Origin of the sequence: Cognatishimia sp. SS12, from assembly GCF_028369055.1 — a bacterium.
In the GTDB taxonomy this organism is placed as follows: Bacteria; Pseudomonadota; Alphaproteobacteria; order Rhodobacterales; family Rhodobacteraceae; genus Cognatishimia.
This window is the reverse complement of sequence record NZ_JAQNCZ010000005.1, coordinates 161,122-180,090: the sequence shown is the minus strand read 5'-3', so window position 1 is coordinate 180,090 and position 18,969 is coordinate 161,122. Positions and strand designations below refer to the sequence as shown.

The 18,969-nt window shown below is 60.2% G+C and carries 18 protein-coding genes; 12 read left to right on the top strand and 6 right to left on the bottom strand.

The window, feature by feature from the left end; genetic code table 11:
• Positions 1–26 precede the first annotated feature (26 nt).
• The 4 genes from plsY to N6L24_RS12470 all read right to left on the bottom strand — a co-directional run bounded on the left by plsY (position 27) and on the right by N6L24_RS12470 (position 3,582).
• Positions 27–632 (bottom strand): glycerol-3-phosphate 1-O-acyltransferase PlsY, encoded by a 606-nt coding sequence (plsY, locus tag N6L24_RS12485; protein WP_271845016.1) that lies wholly within the window; start codon positions 630–632, stop codon positions 27–29.
• Complete coding sequence (pyrC, locus tag N6L24_RS12480; RefSeq protein WP_271845015.1) at positions 632–1,909, bottom strand: dihydroorotase; 1,278 nt, start codon at positions 1,907–1,909, stop codon at positions 632–634. The genes plsY and pyrC overlap by 1 nt, the downstream gene beginning before the upstream one ends.
• Positions 1,910–1,955: 46 nt before the next feature.
• Entirely contained in the window at positions 1,956–2,507 is a 552-nt protein-coding gene (locus N6L24_RS12475; RefSeq protein ID WP_271845014.1) for a hypothetical protein, read from the bottom strand.
• Positions 2,508–2,625: 118 nt separating this feature from the next.
• The gene (locus tag N6L24_RS12470) at positions 2,626–3,582 is read right to left on the bottom strand and encodes an aspartate carbamoyltransferase catalytic subunit (RefSeq protein WP_271845013.1); all 957 of its coding nucleotides are present in this window, start codon (positions 3,580–3,582) and stop codon (positions 2,626–2,628) included.
• A 115-nt stretch (positions 3,583–3,697) separates the two neighbouring features.
• Between N6L24_RS12470 and N6L24_RS12465 the strand changes: the two genes are divergently transcribed.
• The 6 genes from N6L24_RS12465 to N6L24_RS12440 all read left to right on the top strand — a co-directional run bounded on the left by N6L24_RS12465 (position 3,698) and on the right by N6L24_RS12440 (position 12,204).
• A complete protein-coding gene (locus N6L24_RS12465; RefSeq protein ID WP_271845012.1) occupies positions 3,698–4,477 on the top strand; it encodes a uracil-DNA glycosylase in 780 nt (259 codons plus the stop codon).
• Positions 4,478–4,484: 7 nt separating this feature from the next.
• Complete coding sequence (locus N6L24_RS12460) at positions 4,485–5,105, top strand: LysE family translocator (RefSeq protein ID WP_271845204.1); 621 nt, start codon at positions 4,485–4,487, stop codon at positions 5,103–5,105.
• Positions 5,105–5,653 (top strand): molybdenum cofactor biosynthesis protein B, encoded by a 549-nt coding sequence (gene moaB / locus N6L24_RS12455; RefSeq protein WP_271845011.1) that lies wholly within the window; start codon positions 5,105–5,107, stop codon positions 5,651–5,653. The genes N6L24_RS12460 and moaB overlap by 1 nt, the downstream gene beginning before the upstream one ends.
• Before the next feature lie 138 nt (positions 5,654–5,791).
• Positions 5,792–7,258 carry an efflux RND transporter periplasmic adaptor subunit gene (locus N6L24_RS12450; RefSeq protein WP_271845010.1) on the top strand — a complete coding sequence of 489 codons (1,467 nt, stop codon included), beginning with the start codon at positions 5,792–5,794 and terminating at the stop codon, positions 7,256–7,258.
• Positions 7,259–7,261: 3 nt separating this feature from the next.
• The gene (locus N6L24_RS12445) at positions 7,262–10,645 is read left to right on the top strand and encodes an efflux RND transporter permease subunit (RefSeq protein WP_271845009.1); all 3,384 of its coding nucleotides are present in this window, start codon (positions 7,262–7,264) and stop codon (positions 10,643–10,645) included.
• Positions 10,646–10,734: 89 nt separating this feature from the next.
• Entirely contained in the window at positions 10,735–12,204 is a 1,470-nt protein-coding gene (locus N6L24_RS12440; protein ID WP_271845008.1) for a sensor histidine kinase, read from the top strand.
• A 10-nt stretch (positions 12,205–12,214) separates the two neighbouring features.
• Here the strand turns inward: N6L24_RS12440 and N6L24_RS12435 are convergent, their stop codons facing one another.
• Positions 12,215–13,027 (bottom strand): protein-disulfide reductase DsbD domain-containing protein, encoded by an 813-nt coding sequence (locus N6L24_RS12435; protein WP_271845007.1) that lies wholly within the window; start codon positions 13,025–13,027, stop codon positions 12,215–12,217.
• Between the two features lie 188 nt (positions 13,028–13,215).
• On the opposite strand from N6L24_RS12435, the gene N6L24_RS12430 reads away from it, so the two are divergent.
• Entirely contained in the window at positions 13,216–13,752 is a 537-nt protein-coding gene (locus N6L24_RS12430) for a YqgE/AlgH family protein (RefSeq protein WP_271845203.1), read from the top strand.
• A gap of 2 nt (positions 13,753–13,754) precedes the next feature.
• Here the strand turns inward: N6L24_RS12430 and N6L24_RS12425 are convergent, their stop codons facing one another.
• Positions 13,755–14,708 carry an L-threonylcarbamoyladenylate synthase gene (locus N6L24_RS12425; protein ID WP_271845006.1) on the bottom strand — a complete coding sequence of 318 codons (954 nt, stop codon included), beginning with the start codon at positions 14,706–14,708 and terminating at the stop codon, positions 13,755–13,757.
• Between the two features lie 109 nt (positions 14,709–14,817).
• On the opposite strand from N6L24_RS12425, the gene N6L24_RS12420 reads away from it, so the two are divergent.
• From N6L24_RS12420 to N6L24_RS12400, 5 genes are all read left to right on the top strand, one after another.
• Positions 14,818–16,536 (top strand): acyl-CoA dehydrogenase, encoded by a 1,719-nt coding sequence (locus N6L24_RS12420; protein WP_271845005.1) that lies wholly within the window; start codon positions 14,818–14,820, stop codon positions 16,534–16,536.
• Positions 16,533–17,585, top strand: coding sequence for an MBL fold metallo-hydrolase (locus tag N6L24_RS12415; protein ID WP_271845004.1), 1,053 nt, complete (start codon positions 16,533–16,535; stop codon positions 17,583–17,585). The genes N6L24_RS12420 and N6L24_RS12415 overlap by 4 nt, the downstream gene beginning before the upstream one ends.
• A 3-nt stretch (positions 17,586–17,588) precedes the next feature.
• Positions 17,589–18,041 (top strand): DUF6173 family protein, encoded by a 453-nt coding sequence (locus tag N6L24_RS12410; protein ID WP_271845003.1) that lies wholly within the window; start codon positions 17,589–17,591, stop codon positions 18,039–18,041.
• Between the two features lie 130 nt (positions 18,042–18,171).
• Positions 18,172–18,306 carry an aa3-type cytochrome c oxidase subunit IV gene (locus tag N6L24_RS12405; protein ID WP_271845002.1) on the top strand — a complete coding sequence of 45 codons (135 nt, stop codon included), beginning with the start codon at positions 18,172–18,174 and terminating at the stop codon, positions 18,304–18,306.
• 31 nt (positions 18,307–18,337) lie between these two features.
• Positions 18,338–18,958: a hypothetical protein gene (locus N6L24_RS12400; RefSeq protein WP_271845001.1), complete on the top strand. Its 621-nt coding sequence runs from the start codon at positions 18,338–18,340 to the stop codon at positions 18,956–18,958.
• Positions 18,959–18,969 lie beyond the last annotated feature (11 nt).

Genomic DNA, 18,969 nt, shown 5'->3' with positions numbered 1-18,969 from the left:
AAAAGAGTAAAGACAAATTAATGCCGTTACTTTTGGCCAATTTTCGGCTCCGATCCAGCCCTAAGACGGGAAATATTGTCTTTGTGACGCCAAAACACCAAAAGTGTCACAATGAGACCCAAGGCCAGCATGTGCGCCTGACCGAATACCAAGATCCAGAGCGTACTGGACGCCGCCGCCACAAGCGCCGACAGCGATGAAATGCGCGCGATGATAGCGGTCGCAAGCCATGACAGGCAGCAGGCGATGCCCACGGGCCAGGCCAAGGCGAGCATCAGACCGAGAAACGTTGCAACGCCTTTGCCGCCCTTAAATCCCAACCAGATCGGAAAGCAATGGCCGACAAAGGCCGCAAGCCCTGCCAGTTGCGCTGCGTCTTCGCCGGCGAGGGCCCGCGCGATCAAGGCGGCGACCGCGCCTTTTGCGCCGTCCAAAATCAGCGTTGCCAGGGCCGCCGGCTTTGACCCGGTGCGCAGAACATTGGTGGTGCCGATATTGCCAGAGCCGATTTTGCGCAGATCCCCGAGCCCAAAGCTGCGCGTGATCACGATGCCAAACGGAATGGAGCCAAAAAGATACCCCACCACGGCCCACAGCAGGAGTGCGAGCACCCCGGTTTCAATTGTTGGCATTAGTCTCTCCGGTACACTGCTTGGCCTGCGACATAAGTCGCGAGCACCTTACCCTGCATCCGTGCGCCGTCAAATGGCGTGTTCTTGGATTTCGACTTAAGTTCAAAGCGGTTGAGGACAAAAGGCGCATCCGCATCAAAGAGGATCAGATCCGCCGGTGCCCCGGCACTGAGCCGCCCCGATGGCAAGCCAAGGCGTTTTGCCGGATTGAGCGTCATGGCGCGGAACAGCTCTGGCAGGGTCAGCTGCTCTGCATGATAAAGACGCAGCGCGGCAGGCAGCAGCGTTTCCAGCGCGACGGCACCAGAGGCGGCCTCCTCAAAGGGCAGACGTTTGCTTTCCTCGTCCTGCGGCGTGTGCATGGAGCTGATAATGTCAATCAGCCCGGACTTTACGGCCTCCACCAGCGCCAGGCGATCATCTTCGCCGCGCAGCGGCGGTTTGACCTTAAAGAAGGTGCGGTAATCGGCGACGTCCAACTCGTTCAGCGTAAGATGGTGGATGGATGTGCCCGCAGTGATGTCAAATCCGTTGGCCTTGGCGCGTTGCAGCGCGGGCAGGGCGCGGGCGGTGGTGATCTGATCTGCGTGATATTTCACACCAGTCATTTCAACCAGCGCAATATCGCGGTCGATGCCCATGCGCTCAGCCATCGGCGACACCGCAGGCAGGCCGCGCAGGCTGGCGAATTTGCCCGAGGTGCTGGCGGCCCCTTTGGACAGGATCGGTTCTTGCGGGTGTCCGATCACCAGCGCGCCAAGGCTGCGGGCATAGGTCAACGCGCGCGAATAGACCTTGGTGTCGGTGACGACATTGTCGCAATCGGTAAAGGCAATGGCCCCGGCATCCATAAGAAAGCCAAATTCCGTCATTTCGCGCCCGGCCCGCCCCTTGGTCAGTGCCGCCATGGGGACGACGTTGACAGGCGCGGCCTCATTGGCGCGGCGGGTGACGAACTCCAGCGTCTCGGGGCTGTCGATCGCGGGCTCGGTGTCAGGCCGCGTCACCATTGTCGTGACGCCTCCGGCCGCTGCGGCCAAACCGGCAGAACGATAGCTTTCCTTGTGCCGCTCGCCCGGCTCGCAGACCTTCACGCCAATATCCACGATCCCCGGCGCAAGGCATTTGCCCGCGCAGTCGATGACCTCGGCCCGGGCGGGCATCGCCACATTCGGCCCCAGATCCACAATCACGCCATTCTCAACCAGCAGGCTGCCAGCGTTATCAGTGCCTGCTTCGGGATCAATGAGGCGGGCGTTGGTAAAAAGCAGGCTCATAGGGTGGGCTGTCCTTTCTCAGACGGCGTCAACATGCATCGCGCCGTCACAACAGGATCCATACAATGATCCCGATCACCAGACATATGGCGGGCAGGATCAGCATGGCTTTCATAACATTCAATTGCGGATGGGCGGCGGGGCTGCCCTGATTGCTGGGCTCCAGCGCCGCCTTTGAGGGCAGCGCGCCAAATTGGATCGGCGCGCCAGCTTCGTGAAATACATCGACGAGTGAGACATGGCGCGCGGGAGTGAGCTGCGCCCCCTTATCGTCAAACGCCCCGGAAAACAGGATCAGCACAACCCCCTTGAGGGCACTCAATGCGGCACGTTTCTCTATCAGGGTTTCCGGCGATACACCTGCGCCTTCGGTGAGATAGCCATATAGCCCCATCTCTTCGAGGTCGCTGATGTCGAAAATCTCGGCATGGGCCGGATCGATCCAGTCAAGGCCGACCAAATCCGCAATGGCTGCGCCCGTCGGGGGCATGTCGGTTTTTGGGGATTTGATCCGCGCCAGTTCGGCCGCATCAATATCAACAGAGAAAAGCCGGATTACACCGCCCTCATACGGGGAAACTGTCAGTGCGTCCTCCATGGCTTTCACCCTCCCTTTACCCGCCGATCCAGACCATCAACCCGACCAGCGCGAACATCACCAATAGGGCGATGCTGGCGACACGGCCGCTCATCTTTGGGTCTTTGGGATCTTCCATTTACACCTCCACCGGCGCGTTGCTGCGGCTGTCTCGCAGGTTGCGTGCCAGCAGGTCCATCGCGGCCATGCGCACGGCAACACCCATTTCGACCTGCTCTTGAATAACGGAACGGTTGATATCGTCCGCAAGTTCCCCGTCGATCTCAACGCCGCGGTTCATCGGTCCGGGGTGCATGACAATCGCATCCGCCTTGGCATGGCTCAGCTTGTCGGCATCCAGACCGTAGCGGTGATAGTATTCGCGTTCTGACGGGATAAAGCCGCCGTCCATCCGCTCGCGCTGAAGGCGCAGCATCATGACAACATCGACATCTTTCAGCCCTTCGGCCATGTCCTCATAGACCTCGACCCCAAACTGATCGATCTGGCTCGGCATCAGCGTGGCCGGGCCCACAAGGCGCACGCGGTTTTCCATTTTGCCCAGCAGGATCAGGTTCGAGCGTGCCACGCGGCTGTGGCTGATGTCGCCGCATATCGCGATGTTGAGGCGATGCAACCGCCCTTTGGCCCGGCGAATGGTCAGCGCATCCAGCAAGGCTTGGGTCGGGTGCTCGTGTTTGCCGTCCCCCGCATTCAGAACCGCGCAATTCACTTTCTGCGCCAAAAGGTCCACCGCGCCGGAATGCGGATGGCGCACCACCAAAAGATCCGGGTGCATCGCATTCAGCGTCATAGCCGTATCAATCAGGGTTTCGCCTTTTTTGATCGAACTGGCCTGCATGGCCATATTCATCACATCCGCGCCCAGGCGTTTGCCAGCAATCTCAAAGCTGGCCTGGGTGCGGGTGGAGTTTTCAAAGAACATGTTGATCTGGGTAAGGCCGCGCAGTGCCTCTGAATGTTTCACATCGCGGCGGTTCAGATCGACGTATTGATCTGCAAGATCAAGGAGGGTGGTGATTTCCTGCGGGTGCAGATGTTCGATCCCCAAAAGATGTTTTTGACGAAACACCATCGCGCGGCTCCTTGTGTGATCTTTGCCGCTTATAGAAAGCTGCCCGCCACCCCGCAAGTCGCGTGGTGCGATTTGTACGGTTTCCGGCGTGCGCGCAGCGGTTTACTGTAAGCGCATGGAATCAGCACTGGATTATCATGGCGCGCTCGCGCTCTTGGATTGGCAGGTCGAGCTTGGCGCGACCGAGGCCATTCTGGACGCGCCGATCAATCGCTATGAGGTGCCGGACAAACAAGAGGCGCCCAAGCCGCCCGCTGCGGCGGCAGCGCCGCCCCCCGCGCCCGAAGTGGACCCGGTGGCGGTCGCAAAAATCTCTGCGGCTGCGGCACAAGATCTGGCAGCGCTGCGCGCCGCCATGGCGCAGTTTGATCATTGCACCCTCAAACGTGGCGCACGCGCCATGGTCTTTGCCGAAGGGGCCCCCGCGGCGCGGGTCATGGTCATTGGCGAGGCCCCCGATCGCGCCGAAGATGCGGCTTCACGCCCCTTCGCGGGTCCGGCTGGTGCATTGTTTGACAAAATGTTTGCCGCCATCGATCTAGATCGCAGTGCTGAAGATCGGCAAAATGGGCTTTATGTCAGCTATGTTCTGCCCTGGCGTCCGCCGCGTAATTGGGCCACGCGGCAGGCCGATATCGCCATGATGACACCCTTTCTGGCGCGTCATGTGGCACTGGCCAACCCGGATATTTTGGTGTTGATGGGCAATGTCGCCTGCGAAGCGGCCTTGGGCAAACGCGGTATCACCCGCCTGCGGGGGGAGTGGGGCGAAGCGTTTGGAAAACCCGCGCTGCCGATGCAGCCGCCCGAAGCTTTGATGAATGAGCCGCAGCGCAAGCGTGACGCTTGGAACGATCTCTTGTCACTCAAGTCCCGCCTCACGCATGGATCCTAATGGAGGCGTGATGGACCCCTTGTTGTTATTGGCCTTTGTGCCCGCTGCCCTTGCACTCAATCTGACGCCCGGCGCGGATATGATGTTTTGCTTAGGCCAAGGGTTGCGGTCTGGCCCACGCGCGGCCGTAGCTGCCAGTGCAGGGGTGTCGGCAGGTGCCATCGTACATATGACGCTCGCAGGGCTGGGCTTGGGCGCTATTGTGGCCACCGTGCCCTATGTATTTGACGTGATCCGCTGGATTGGTGTGGCCTATCTCTTGTGGCTTGCGCTGACGGCATTGCGCAGCACCGTTCGTCAAAGTGACGTCGCCCCGTTAGGAGCGTTTCAGGCCTTTCGCCAAGGGTTCTTGGTAAACCTCAGCAATCCCAAAGTCATTTTGTTTGTGCTGGCCTTTGTCCCCCAGTTCGTCGACCCAACGCGCGGTTCTGTCTTAGCGCAGTTCCTGGCCTATGGTTTAATCATCGCTTTTGGCGGATTTGTGGTGAACGGGCTGGTTGGTATCTTTGCAGGCAGTCTAGGACGCAGCATGGCCAGCTCGTCCAAATTCCAGCGCTGGATCGGGTATATCACCGGCGGTATTTTTGCGGGGCTCGCGCTGCGGCTCGCTATTTTGGAGCGTTCCTAATGGGCCGAATTGACGACAGCCGCCCCTTCATTCCGGTGCGCATTGCGGTCCTGACGGTCAGCGATACGCGTGGGCTGGACCAAGACAAAAGTGGCGACACGTTGGTCAAGCGGTTGACCGAAGCTGGGCACATTTTGGCGGACCGCAAAATCGTCAAGGATGAACGAGATGACATTGCCGCGCAGCTGCGCGCCTGGTGCGCCGAGTCTGAGATTGATGTGATCATCTCAACCGGCGGCACCGGCCTGACCGGGCGCGACGTGACGGTCGAGGCACATCGCGATGTCTATGAAAAGGAAATGGATGCATTTGCCACCGTGTTCACCATGGTGTCGATGCAAAAGATTGGCACATCCGCGGTGCAAAGCCGCGCGACCGGCGGTGTCGCGATGGGCACCTATCTGTTTGCGCTGCCCGGCAGCTCCGGGGCTTGCAAGGATGCTTGGGATGAGATTCTGGCCTATCAGCTCGACTATCGGCACATGCCCTGCAACTTCGTCGAAATCCTGCCCAGGCTGGATGAACACCTTAAGCGCAGCAAAGGCTGACGTCAGTCGCGGATAAGTGAATATGAAACATCGCAAGTTTTTTTGACGGAAATGCGATGCTGCTGCGTATAACATATTATTTGCGGCCAGTTTCGTGAGGTTTCTTGCCGCATCCGCTTCAAAGCAGAAGGATAAGATATGCGTTTCCTGCGGCAAAGTTTAACGGGCCTGTTTCTGCTTTCGGTCACTGTCGCACTCTTGGCGATGGCGGCGCAGCTCTTTACCGGGGCTTTGCAAGAACGCCTGTCCAAGGAACCGCGCAGCCCCCAGCAGCGCGAGCGTGTCTTTACGGTGAATGTGATCAGGGCTGCGGCAGACACCATTGCGCCGCAACTCGCCGCCTTTGGCGAAGTGCAAAGCCAGCGTCAGCTTGACATCCGCGCCTCAGCGGCCGGGATGATCGTGCAAATGGACCCGGCCTTCCGCGAAGGCGGTCAGGTGACGGCGGGGCAATTCTTGCTGCAAATCAATCCCTCCACGGCCGAGGCCGCCTTGGCGCGCGCAGAAAATGAATTGCGTGCCGCAGGGGCCGAACTGCGTGATGCTGAACGCAGCTTTGCATTGGCCGCCGATGATCTGACCGCTGCCGAGGAGCAAGCCGCGCTGCGCACCCAGGCGTTTGACCGGCAGAAGGATCTGGAAGAACGTGGTGTCGGCACCGCCGCAGCGATCGAGGGGGCAGAGCTTTCAGTCGCCGCCGCACGCCAACAGGTGCTCTCGCGGCGGCAGGCGCTGGGGCAGGGCGAGGCGCGCATTGATCAAGCCAAATCGCGGCTTGAGCGCGCCGAAATTGCCCTCAGCGAAGCGCAGCGCACATTGGATGACCTGACGCTGCGCGCGGATTTTGATGGAATTCTTTCAGATGTCACCGCCATTCGCGGCGGGTTGGTCAGCACCAACGAACGCCTCGCGCGATTGATCGACCCAGATGCGCTCGAAGTGGCATTTCGTGTGTCGACGGCGCAATATGCCCGGCTTTTGGACCAAGACGGGCGACTGCGTCCCAAAGAGGTCGCCATTGCACTGGATGTTTCGGGGTTTGTCCTGTCCGCAGAGGGGCGGATCAGCCGGGACAGCGCGGCTGTGGGCGATGGGCAAACCGGGCGCCTGATTTTCGCAACCCTGACAGCAGCGCGGGGGCTCAAACCGGGCGATTTCGTCAGCGTGTCTGTCACCGAAGATGCAATACAAAACGTGGTGCGCCTGCCGGCCTCTGCCGTGGATGCGCAGGGGCGGGTCATGGCGGTCGCCGACGACAACCGCCTTGAGGCGCTGCCGGTCACTCTATTGCGCCGCCAAGGGGATGATGTGCTGGTGCGCGCACCGGGGCTGGATGGGCGCGATATTGTCACGCAGCTCACGCCGCTGCTGGGCCCGGGCATCCGCGTCAAACCGGTGACGCCCGGTGCCGAGGCCCCCCAGCCTGCTGCGCCAGCCGCAGATCTGCTGGAACTCTCCGAAGAACGCCGCGCCAAATTGCTGGCCTTCGTCTCTGCCAATGAGCGCATCCCCGCAGATCGAAAACAGCGTATGATTGACCAGCTTTCGCAACCCCAGGTTCCGGCGCAAATCGTCAGCCGGCTGGAAAGCCGGATGGGGGGATAAGCCATGGTTCGCGAAATTTCCCCCAAAGCCCGAGGGCTGCTTTCATATTTCACCCGTCACCGGACGGCCGCGAACCTGCTGCTGGTCTTGCTGCTGGTGGCGGGCCTCAGCGCGGCCCCCAATATGCGCGCGCAGTTTTTTCCGGATATCGTCGTAGATGACGTGCGCGTCAGCGTTGGGTGGGAAGGGGCCGGGGCCGAGGATGTCGACGGCGCCATCGTGCAGGTGCTTGAGCCGGTGCTGCTGGCCGTTGAGGGCGTGACCAGTACCACCGCGCGATCCAGCGAAGGCAGCGCGTCGATCACACTGGAGTTTGAACCGGGTTGGGATATGGCGCGCGCGGCGAATGATGTGCAGGACGCCGTCGATACAATCACAACCTTGCCTGACGATGCGGATGAGCCGCGCGTGCGGCGCGGGGCCTGGCGTGATCGGGTCACGGATGTTGTCATTTCCGGCCCGCTTGCGCCGGAACAACTGGGCCGCTTTGCCGATGAATTTGTCGTGCGCCTCTTTGCCGAAGGCGTCACGCAGACCACCATTCGCGGCGTGGCCGCGCCCAGCATGATTGTCGAGGTGCCCAGCGTCAATCTGATCAAACACGACATCTCCATGAGCGAAATCGCGGATGCCATTGCCAGCGAAGTGGATGCCGACCCCGCAGGGGACATCGCCGGGGCCAATTCACGGGTGCGCACAGGGGTCGCCAAACGCAGCAGTGACGAAATTTCGGATGTTGTGCTGCGGCTCAATTCTGACGGCTCGGCGCTGCGTATTGGGGATCTCGCGACCATCATCGTCGAGAGCGCCGGGCGCGATCGCAGTTATTTTGTGGGGGACAATTCGGCGATTTCCGTGCGCGTTGATCGCTCTGCCAAAGGCGATGCCATCGCGATCCAGCAGCAGGTCCAGGATGTTGCCGATGCGCTGCAGGCGACCCTGCCGGAGGGCACCGAGATCGAGTTGATCCGCACCCGCGCCGAGGCGATTTCAGGGCGCTTGAACCTTTTGCTGGATAACGGGCTGATGGGGCTTGGTCTGGTCTTGGCGCTGCTGTTCCTGTTCCTCAATGCCCGCATCGCCTTTTGGGTGGCAGCGGGTATTCCCGTGGCGATGTGTGCCGCCATCGCATTGATGTATCTGGCGGGCATTACCCTCAACATGATCTCTCTCTTTGGGTTAATCATCACCTTGGGGATTGTCGTGGATGACGCCATTGTTGTGGGTGAACATGCGGACATGCGGGCGCGGCGCTTGGGTGAGAGCCCCGTTGTGGCCGCGGAAAATGCCGCCAACCGCATGGCGCTACCGGTCTTTTCTGCAACGCTGACAACCGTGATCGCCTTTTTTGGTCTGACGGCCATTGGTGGGCGGTTCGGGGATTTGATCATCGATATCCCATTTACGGTGATTGTCGTGCTGATCGCCTCGCTGGTGGAATGTTTCCTGATCCTGCCCAACCACATGAGCCACGCGCTGGCCCATAGCGCAAAAGAACATTGGTATGACGCGCCCAGCCGCGTTGTGAACCGCGGGTTCCGCTGGCTGCGCGACGTGATTTTCCGCCGGCTGATGGCTTGGGTGATCTGGGCGCGCTATCCGGTTCTGGCGGCGGTCGTGCTGGCGCTGTCCTCTCAGGCGGCGCTGTTCATGAAGGGCGAGGTGCAGTGGCGCTTTTTCAATGCGCCCGAGCGCGGCTCCATCTCGGGCAATTTCATCATGGCCGCCAGCGCGACGCGCGCAGATTCCCTGGCGATGATGCAGGAACTCCAGCGCGCCACCGAAGAGGTGGCCGCCGAATATGAAGCGCGGCATGGCAGCAACCCGATCTTATTCGCGATGGCGGAAATTGGCGGCAACACCGGGCGCGGACTGGCCGGGGCCGAAAACCGCAGCGCGGATCAATTGGGCGCAATTGCCATCGAGTTGATCGACGCGGATCTGCGGCCCTACTCGAGTTTTGCCTTCCTAGCGGATTTGCAAGATCGCGTTGTGCACCATCCGCTGGCCGAAACCGTGAGTTTCCGGGGCTGGCGCTCTGGTCCGGGGGGCGACGCGCTGGATGTGCAGTTCTTTGGGGCGGATGCCGCGACCCTCAAGGCGGCGTCTGAAGCGCTGAAAGAAGCGCTCTTGCCTTTCCCCGAGGTGTCGGCGGTTGAAGACAGCCTGCCCTATGACAAAGAGGAACTGGTGCTTGAGGTAACGCCGCAGGGCCAAGCGCTGGGCTTTACCATTGAGGCGCTGGGCCGTGATCTGCGCCATCGCCTGAACGGGCTGGAGGCCGCGCGGTATCCCGATGGGCCGCGCACCGCCCGCATTCGCGTTGAGCTGCCCGCCGGTGAGCTGACCGCTGATTTTCTGGAACGCAGCATGATGCGCGCGCCCAACGGGGCCTATGTGGCGCTCGCGGATATCGTCAGCGTGGACCGCAATACCGGGTTCTCCACCGTGCGCCGTGAAAATGGCATTCGCGTGATTTCTGTCACTGGCGATATCGCCGATGACGACCCTGAGCGGGCCGAGGCGATTGAAACCGCGCTTTCCGAAGACATTCTGCCCGAGATTGCCAGCGTGCATCAGGTGGATTGGCGTCTGTCCGGGCTGAGCGAGCAGGAAGACAGCTTTCTGGCCGACGCGCGCAATGGGCTGATCTTGTGCCTGGCGGGCATCTATCTTGTGCTGGCGTGGGTCTTTGCCAGCTGGTCGCGCCCGCTGGTGGTCATGGCGATTATTCCCTTTGGTCTTGTTGGTACGATCTGGGGCCATCATTACCATGATGTGCCGCTGTCGATGTTCACGGTTGTCGGGCTTTTGGGGATGACCGGGATCATCATCAACGATTCCATTGTTCTGGTGACAACCATTGACGAACACGCCAAAACGCGCGGTCTGGTGCCGTCGATCATCGAGGGCACAGCCGACCGCTTGCGCCCAGTGATGTTGACCACTTTGACAACGGTGCTTGGGCTGACACCTTTGCTGTTCGAACGCTCCCAGCAGGCGCAGTTCCTTAAGCCGACGGTGATCACTTTGGTCTATGGTCTCGGATTTGGCATGCTGCTTGTGCTCTTGGTGGTCCCCGCGCTTTTGGCGGTGCAGCAAGATGTTGCGCGCCAGTTTGTGGCCTTGCGCCGCGCCGCACAGGCGCGGGCCATGCGCGGACTGCTCTGGGGCAGTGGCGCAGTGATTTTGATTTGGTTTGCACTGACACTTGGCTGGCATGGCATGACGGGGCAGGTAAATCCGGTGTTGCACAGCGTGCTGCCTGACGCGGATAGCGCGCGCTCTGCCGATGCTCTGAGGCTATTTGTGATGGGCGCAGCGATCCTGACGATCTCCGTGTTTGCGACAGCGGCGCTGCGTCTTTTGCGTCGTCAGCGCGTGTGAATACGCCAGACCAGCTGCGTCTCTGTCGTTTTACGCTTCGCGTCTAACGTGAATGGCCGTAAACTCAATTGCTGGCCAAAGGAATCACGATGCGGCAAGAGATCTTAAGCGATCATCACGACAGGCTCAGCCAACAGATTTCGTTGGTCGTAGACGCATTTTCCCAGGCCAATTTTGCGGCCCTCCTGTTTGCACCGGATAACAAGCTGACCTTGCTGTGGCGCAACAAAGCGCATGAAGTGATGTCGGCATCCGAAGGGCGTGATGTGGTCGGGATGGGCATGTTCGAAGCGTTTCCGCCCAGCGAAGATGCCGAAGACGGCGGTGCTGCAAAGCAGGCGATCTATGATACGGTTGCCCAGATCATGGAAACCGGGACGGCCACAGAAATTGGCCCCTACCGCTATGATCTCACCACTGAGAACGGCGATTATGCCGAATATCATTGGATCATCCGCACGTCGCCGGTCATGCGCGATGGCAAGGTTGTTGCCTGCTTGCAAGTTGCCGAGGATGTGACGCGACAAGAGTTGGACCGTCATTTGTCTGACGCATTGCGCCGCATGGCCAAAGTGACCGCTGCGATCAGCCAATTCAGTTATGACCCTGCGAGCGGTCGCCTTGAGCGCAGCGCAGCCGTGGATGAAATGTTCGGATTTGAACCGGGCGAGGCCGGAGACAAGGCCGCGCCCTTCCTTGAGCGTATTCACCCGGAAGACCTGCCCTTCTTTCATGCTGAAGTAGATCGCGTTTTTGCCGCGCCGCGCGGCACGATGGCCTCTTTGGATTATCGCGTACCGCAGAAAGACGGCACCACACGGTATTTGCGCGTGCGTGCCGAGGTTGTGACGGACCCCGAGGATCGGCGCGAAAAACTGGTCGGCAGCCTTGTGGATCTGACCGATGTCGAAATGGACCGTCAAGCGCTGGCGCGGGAATTGTCGCTGCGCGAGGCGTTGATTGATGAAGCCAATCACCGGATCAAAAACTCTCTGGCCATTGCGATGGCAATGCTGCGCTCCGAAAAAAGCGCGCTGCGCAAATCGGGCGGTGAGGTCGAAGATGCGCTGGCCTCCCTGAGCGCGCTAGAAGCCCGCATTGGCGCGATTTCCAGCACCCATGGGCTGATGCAGCTCAGCGGGGATCGTATCGATGTGTCGCTGCAGTCCTTGCTTTCGGAAATTGTTGCAACACTTCGGCAGACCGCGGATTTGCCGGAAGAAGACATCTGCCTGACGGTAACTGGCGAGGAGCGTCACATACCGAGCGATAAGGCCAGTGGACTTGGGCTGATCATGAATGAGCTGCTGACAAATGCACTGAAATATGGCCTGCACGAGGAAGGCGGTGCAGATATCTCTGTCACGCTGCACACAAAGGCCGACGCCGCAGAGATCATCGTGCGCAATAAGATCGAGCGCGCGCAGCCAATCGCCACGATCTCGTCGAGCAAACTGGGATCAATGCTTGTGGCGCAGCTGGCAACTGATTTTGGGGCGACGGTCGAAGCAGACCCCGGCGAGACCCATTATCAGGTGCGGGTGACTTTACCAATTTGACAAAAGCGCATCACCCGGCGCGACAGCCTTTGATATCAACGCTATATTTGCTGCCAAGCACGGTGATACGGACCCCATCGCGATTCAGCAGAAAGGGGTCGTTTTCCACGTGGATGATCTCGCTGCTGACGCTCAGTGTTGCGCCGCGCCGCGCAAGGGCGGCCTCTGCCACCCAAAGTTCTGGGTTGTCAGTTTCGATCACTGCAAACTCACGCCCGGCATCGGGCATTTGAATGGTCGCGCTGAGACGAATACCGTCCGGCGTTGCATCCATATGGCACTCCACGGTGCTGACACCGGCCTCTTGTGCGCTATAGGGCTGTGCCGCCAAAGCCGCAGCGATCCGTGGGTCCACCTCGGTGGCGGTACCGGGCAGAACAGCGACCACTTTCAAGGTCTCGGGGATACAGACGTCTTTGCAGACACCGATCTCTAGCGTGCCGCTCAGTTTGATATCGGCCCCGGCGCGCCGTGGGGCGATGGCAAAAGGCAGCAAAAGCTCGCGTTCATAGCCGACCGAGCGCAGGCCGTTTTGCAAAAACACGCTTGGTGCGGGCCAGATCGGTTGCAGTGCCTTTAGGTTACGCGAACCTGACCAGTTAAACCGGGGCGGAATGCCGCCATCGCCGGGCGCGCGCCAATAGGTCTTCCAGCCGTCTTTCAGAACGATGCGCAACGCCGCGACATGGGTGCCATCGGCCTGTCGCCAGCCGGGCAGAATGTCTGCGTGGGCGGGCTGCTCCAGCAGCTGCGCGAGGGCAGCGCGCTGTGGTACAATCAAAGAGAGGGCGGCCAATCCAGCCAGAATACAGTGCTTCAACATGGTTCAGACATGCGCGATTGGTGCAGAAAAGCCAATTCACTTTCCGGCGAGGCAGGGCGTGAACCCCTGACTTAATTGCGAAATTGCTTGCGCGATGGCATCGCAGCTCTCACAATGGCTAAGCGCTTTGCGTAGGAAGGTAGGGTCTTTTGCAGATAGCCGCTGAACCGCTGAAGCTAACCGGAAAGATGTTGATCGCCATGCCGGGCATGGGGGATCCAAGATTCGCGCATTCGATTGTTTATCTCTGTGCCCACAACGACGATGGGGCCATGGGGCTGATCGTCAATAAAACCATGGGCTCGATGCAGTTCTCTGATCTGCTGGAACAGCTTTCGATTGCCAAAGGGCACGCCAGCCGAGATTTTCCGCTGCACTTTGGCGGTCCGGTCGAAAGTGGGCGCGGCTTTGTGTTGCATTCTGCAGACTACCGCTCCGAGATTTCGACGCTGGAGGTCAAAGCCGGCTTTGCCATGACTGCGACGCTTGATGTGCTGGAGGATATGGCCGAAGGCGGCGGGCCTGATCGGGCCATTCTGGCCTTGGGGTATAGCGGCTGGGGGCCGGGGCAGCTGGAGGCCGAAATTGCCGACAATGGCTGGCTTATCTGTGATCCTGCGCTTGAACTGGTGTTTGACACCGCAGACGATCAGAAATGGGGCGCGGCGCTGAATACATTGGGAATTGATCCGCTGACGTTATCGGCCAGCGCCGGGCACGCCTGAGCCTAGCGATCACGCGGCGCGGCAGCGCGGCGCAGTCGATCGTTGATGGCCGCGCCTAAACCATGCATTGGAATGGGTGACACAGCAATGGCGCGCGCCGCGCGCGCATCAAGCGCGTGCAGGTGGTGAAATAGATTGGCAGCAGCCTCACGCAGATCGCCCGCTGCTGATAGGTTAAGGTCACAGTCTACCGCGCCAAACCCCAGCAGAAGCTCGCCCTCCGCCGCGCTTTCGGCGTTCAACCGTACCGGCGCACCCGGGGCGTAGTGGGATTGCATCTGCCCGGGGGCAACCAGCGGGTCATCCCCGCCGTGCTGCGCCAGCGGGGCATCCAGCGCGGCCTCAAGCGCTTCGGCAGGCAAACCGCCCGGACGCAGCAGCATTGGCGCATCTGCCAGACCGACGATGGTACTTTCCAGCCCGACGTCACAGGCCCCACCATCAAGCACCGCGTCAATTCTGCCGCTGAGCCCCTGAAGAACATGTGCTGCGCGGGTGGGGCTGATGCGGCCTGAAGGGTTTGCCGACGGTGCCGCCACCGGCCCGCCAAAGGTCGCCAGAAGCGCCTGCGCAACCGGGTGCGCGGGCAGTCGAATGGCCAATGTGGGCAGACCCGCTGTGACCAGAGGCGAAAGACCTGCGTTTTCCTTAAGTGGCAACACCAATGTCAGCGGACCGGGCCAAAAGGCCTGTGCCAGCCGATCGGCGGCAGCCGACCAAATCACGTATTTCTGCGCATGCGCGATGCTGTCGACATGTACGATCAGGGGGTTGAAACTTGGCCGTTCCTTGGCGGCAAAAATCCCGGCCACCGCATGATCGTTGCGCGCATCCGCGCCCAGCCCATAGACCGTTTCTGTCGGGAAAGACACAAGCCCGCCTGCTTGCCAAATTGCGCTGGCCTTGGCATAGCCGCGCGCATCTGGCGGCAGGGTGAGAGTCGTTAGGTCATTCATGGGTCTGACGCCGCGTTATGATAGGCGGGGAATACGCCCGAGCTTAGGGTTGTTGACAAAGCTGCATACTCGTCAATTTTAACATTGCCAACTGCCAAGGGTAAATCAGATGCCATACCGCGCGCCCGTTTCCGAGTTTGAATTCATCTACGCCAACATCGTCGGGCTGGATCAAGTGCAACAGACCTCGCGCTTTGCCGAGGCAGATCCTGACACTGTGACAGCAGTTCTGACCGAAGCGGGCCGTCTTTGTGAGGATGTGCTTGCCCCGGTCAATCGCAATGGCGATTTGACACCATCCGTGCTGGAAAATGGCGCACTGCGCAGCGCGCCGGGCTATGCCCAGGCTTTCGCAGCCATTGCCGAAGGTGGCTGGGTTGGCGTCGGGGCCGACCCGGAGCACGGCGGTATGGGCCTGCCCCTCTCCGTGGCCACGGCTGTGGGCGAAATGATGGCTTCGGGGTGTCTGGCGCTGCAGCTGAACCCCCTGTTGACGCAGGGCAATATCGAAGCGCTTGAGGTCCATGCCTCTGATGACATCAAAGCGCTTTATCTGCCAAAACTGAACTCGGGCGAATGGTCCGGCACGATGAACCTGACAGAGCCGCAGGCCGGTTCGGATGTCGGCGCGCTCCGCACCAAGGCCGAGCGAAACCCAGATGGCACCTATGCGATCACCGGGCAGAAAATTTTTATCACCTGGGGTGATTGCGATTTTACCGAAAACGTCTGCCACCTGGTGCTGGCGCGACTGCCCGATGGCGGCAAAGGCACCAAAGGCATCAGCCTGTTTATGGTGCCGCGCAACCTGCCGGACGAAAACGGCGAAGCCGGTGTTGCCAATGCGCTGAAGGTGGTGAGCCTGGAACATAAGCTTGGTATCCATGGCTCTCCGACGGCAGTGATGCAATATGACGGCGCGACCGGGTGGCTGATCGGCCAGGAACATGACGGCATGAAATGCATGTTCACCATGATGAACAACGCACGTCTCGGGGTGGGCATGCAAGGGGTCGGCGTGGCCGAAGCGGCCTATCAGCAGGCGCTAGAGTATGCGCAGGAGCGCAAACAAGGCCGCACGCCGGTCGCCGACGGCAGCGGTGCGATTTTTGAACACGCCGATGTGCGCCGGATGCTCGCGACCATGAAATCGGAAATTTTCGCCGCCCGCGCCATTGGGCTGGAATGTGCGCTGGCCCTTGATATGGCGCAGGCCACAGGCGCAGAGAACTGGCGCGCGCGCGGGGCGTTCTTGACCCCGATTGCCAAGGCCTTTGGCACCGATGTCGGCATTCGCACGGCGGATACCGGCGTACAGGTGCATGGCGGCATGGGATTCATCGAAGAGACCGGCGCAGCGCAATATCTGCGCGATGTGCGCATCACCTCGATCTACGAAGGCACAAATGGCATTCAGGCCATGGATCTGGTGGCGCGCAAGATGATGGATGGCGGCGAAATGGCCCAGACCCTGATCGACGAGGTTGAGCAGTTTGCCGAGACCGCCCGCGCCAGCCGCCCCCGGATGGCCGAAGCGGTCTGGCAGGCCAGCGAGACGCTGCGCGAAGCCACGGAATGGATGGTGTCCCAAACGGATCTGAACGACCGTTTTGCGGGCTGCGTGCCCTATCTTGCGGGTTTTGCCCGGATCCTAGGTGCGCATTATCACCTGAAAGCTGCCGGCGCCGAAGGCGGCGAAGGCCCGCGCACCCGTCTTGCGCGGTTCTACATCCGGCGCCTGTTGCCTGAACATGAGGGGCTTTTAGCGCATGCCAAAGCCGGCCAAGGGGATATTTACGCGCTGAGCGCCGAAGATTTGGGCGTGTGACGCAAGCCGTGCCAGCCGAAACCGGTCTGCGCTATCCTTGGGCCGAGCCACCGGCGGAGGGCGAGGCGATTAAGGTCGCCGAAGGCGTGCTTTGGATGCGCCTGCCGCTGCCCATGGCGCTGGATCATGTCAATGTCTATGCGCTGGATGACGGGGACAGCTGGACGCTGGTGGATACCGGCATGTCCTCTCGTCGCAGCCGCGCGATCTGGCAAAAACTGCTGGACGGACCGCTGGATGGGCGACCGATTACGCGCGTCATTGCGACCCATCACCATCCGGACCACATCGGCCTCGCCGGGTGGTTTCAGACCGAATTTGGCGCAGAATTGCTGACCTCACGGACGGCCTGGCTGTTTGCGCGCATGCTGCAACTGGATGAACAGGCGGTGCCCCGGCAAGAAACGCTGGAATTTTACCGCGCCGCCGGGATGGACGCGGCCATTTTCGACGAACGCAAATCCGAACGCCCGTTTAATTTTGCCGATGTGGTCTATGCGCTGCCGCTGGGATTTCGGCGGCTGAAGCAGGACGATACGATTCGCATGGGGGGGCGTCAGTGGGACGTGCATATTGGTCACGGGCACGCGCCAGAGCATCTGACCTTCTGGTCGCGCGATGACAATCTTGTGATCGCTGGCGATCAGATCCTACCCTCGATCAGCTCTAATATAGGGGTCTATGCCACCGAACCCGACGCTGACCCCGTCGCCGACTGGATGGAGAGCTGCACAAGGCTGTCCGCCTTTGCTAGACCTGAAAATCTGGTGCTGGGCGGCCATAAATTACCCTTTAAGGGCCTGCCGACACGCATGCGGCAATTGATCGACAACCACCATGGCGCGCTGCAGCGTCTCCGCGCCCATATCGCGACCCCAAAGACAGCGGGTGACTGTTTTCCGGCGCTGTTCAAACGCAGCATTGGCAAAGGTGAATATGGGTTGGCGCTGGTCGAGGCGATTGCCCATCTCAATCATCTGTATCACAGTGGGCAGGCCACCCGCACGCGCCGCGCCGATGGGGCCTGGCTGTGGCAGATGAAGGAATGAGCCATGGATAACGAGATACGCACCTCTGCAGAGGCCGAAGAGGCCGCCGCCCTGCCGCGCCGCTATGAGGTGGACGCCGAAAAAGGCGAATGCGCCAAAGATCTGCCAACCAAAGTTTCGGAAAAGCCGATCAAAAACAAAAGCGCAGCGGAATGGGCCTATGAGCGGCTGATTCTCTATATCCAGAACTTTGAAAAACAGCTCGACAATGAGCACGAGATTGCCATGGGCTTCACCGGCGGCAACACCGGCGTGCTGCGCATCGAGGGCATGGGGTTTTTCGACCCGGATATGGTCACGTTTTATGGCACAGACACCAGCGGCGCAAAAACCCAGCTGGTACAGCATGTTAGCCAGTTGAACGTGACATTGCGTGCGCTGCCAAAACAGCCGGAAACGGCCGAACCCAAACGGATCGGTTTTCGCCTCGCCCAAGATCTGGATGAAAATACCTAGGCGCTCGCTCGCCAAGTTTCTGGCACGCCAGACCCTTGCAATTGTTTCGTAATGACGCAGTTTGCTGTGGTGACAGCGCCGGAAATTTGCAGTATCCAGCCAGCAAACCAAAGACATAGGGACATTCACAATGGCCGAACACGAACATGGCTCCATGAACATCGAAGTTCAGGAAAAAACCTTCACCGGATTCATCAAGGCATCGACTTGGGTTGCGGGTGTGTCGATCTTTATTCTGATCGTGCTGGCGCTGTTCCGCACCTGATCCACAGGCAGCACCCAAAGGGGGCGGGTTCATGAGTTTCGTTTTGCGTATCTTGGCCCTGTTGGCCGCGCTTGCCACGCTGACGGCCTGTACAGTGCCCAACAAGGGCGGCAGCAGCCCCGATGAGGTGGCGCGCGCAGCCTATCGCCATGACGGGCCGCCCTCGATCACGCTCTACACCATGCTCTCCAACCGCAGCGGGGCTGGGGCGCATACATCCATCCTCGTGAATGGCAGCCAGCGCGTCGCCTTTGACCCGGCCGGCACATTCCGTCACCCCAAGATCGTGTCCTACAACGATACGGTTTACGGCATGACCCCTTATATGGTGGATCAATACACCCGCTTTCACGCGCGCGAGACCTATCATGTTGTAATCCAGACCCTTGAGGTTTCTCCCGAGGTTGCAGAGCTGGCCTTGCGCAAGGTGATGGCGCATCCGGCCGTGGCGCAATCTCATTGCGCCATGTCCACGTCGCAGCTGCTCGCCTCCCTGCCGGGGTTTGAAGATGTGAAACCGTCATTTTACCCCAAAAAACTGATGGATACCTTTGCCGCCAAAGGGGCCAGTTTTGATCGGCTCTATGAATATGATGGCGATGACAAAACCAAAGTGCTGCGCGCCTTCGTTCCCGAGTACGAAAAGCGCTGAGTCGCTGACAC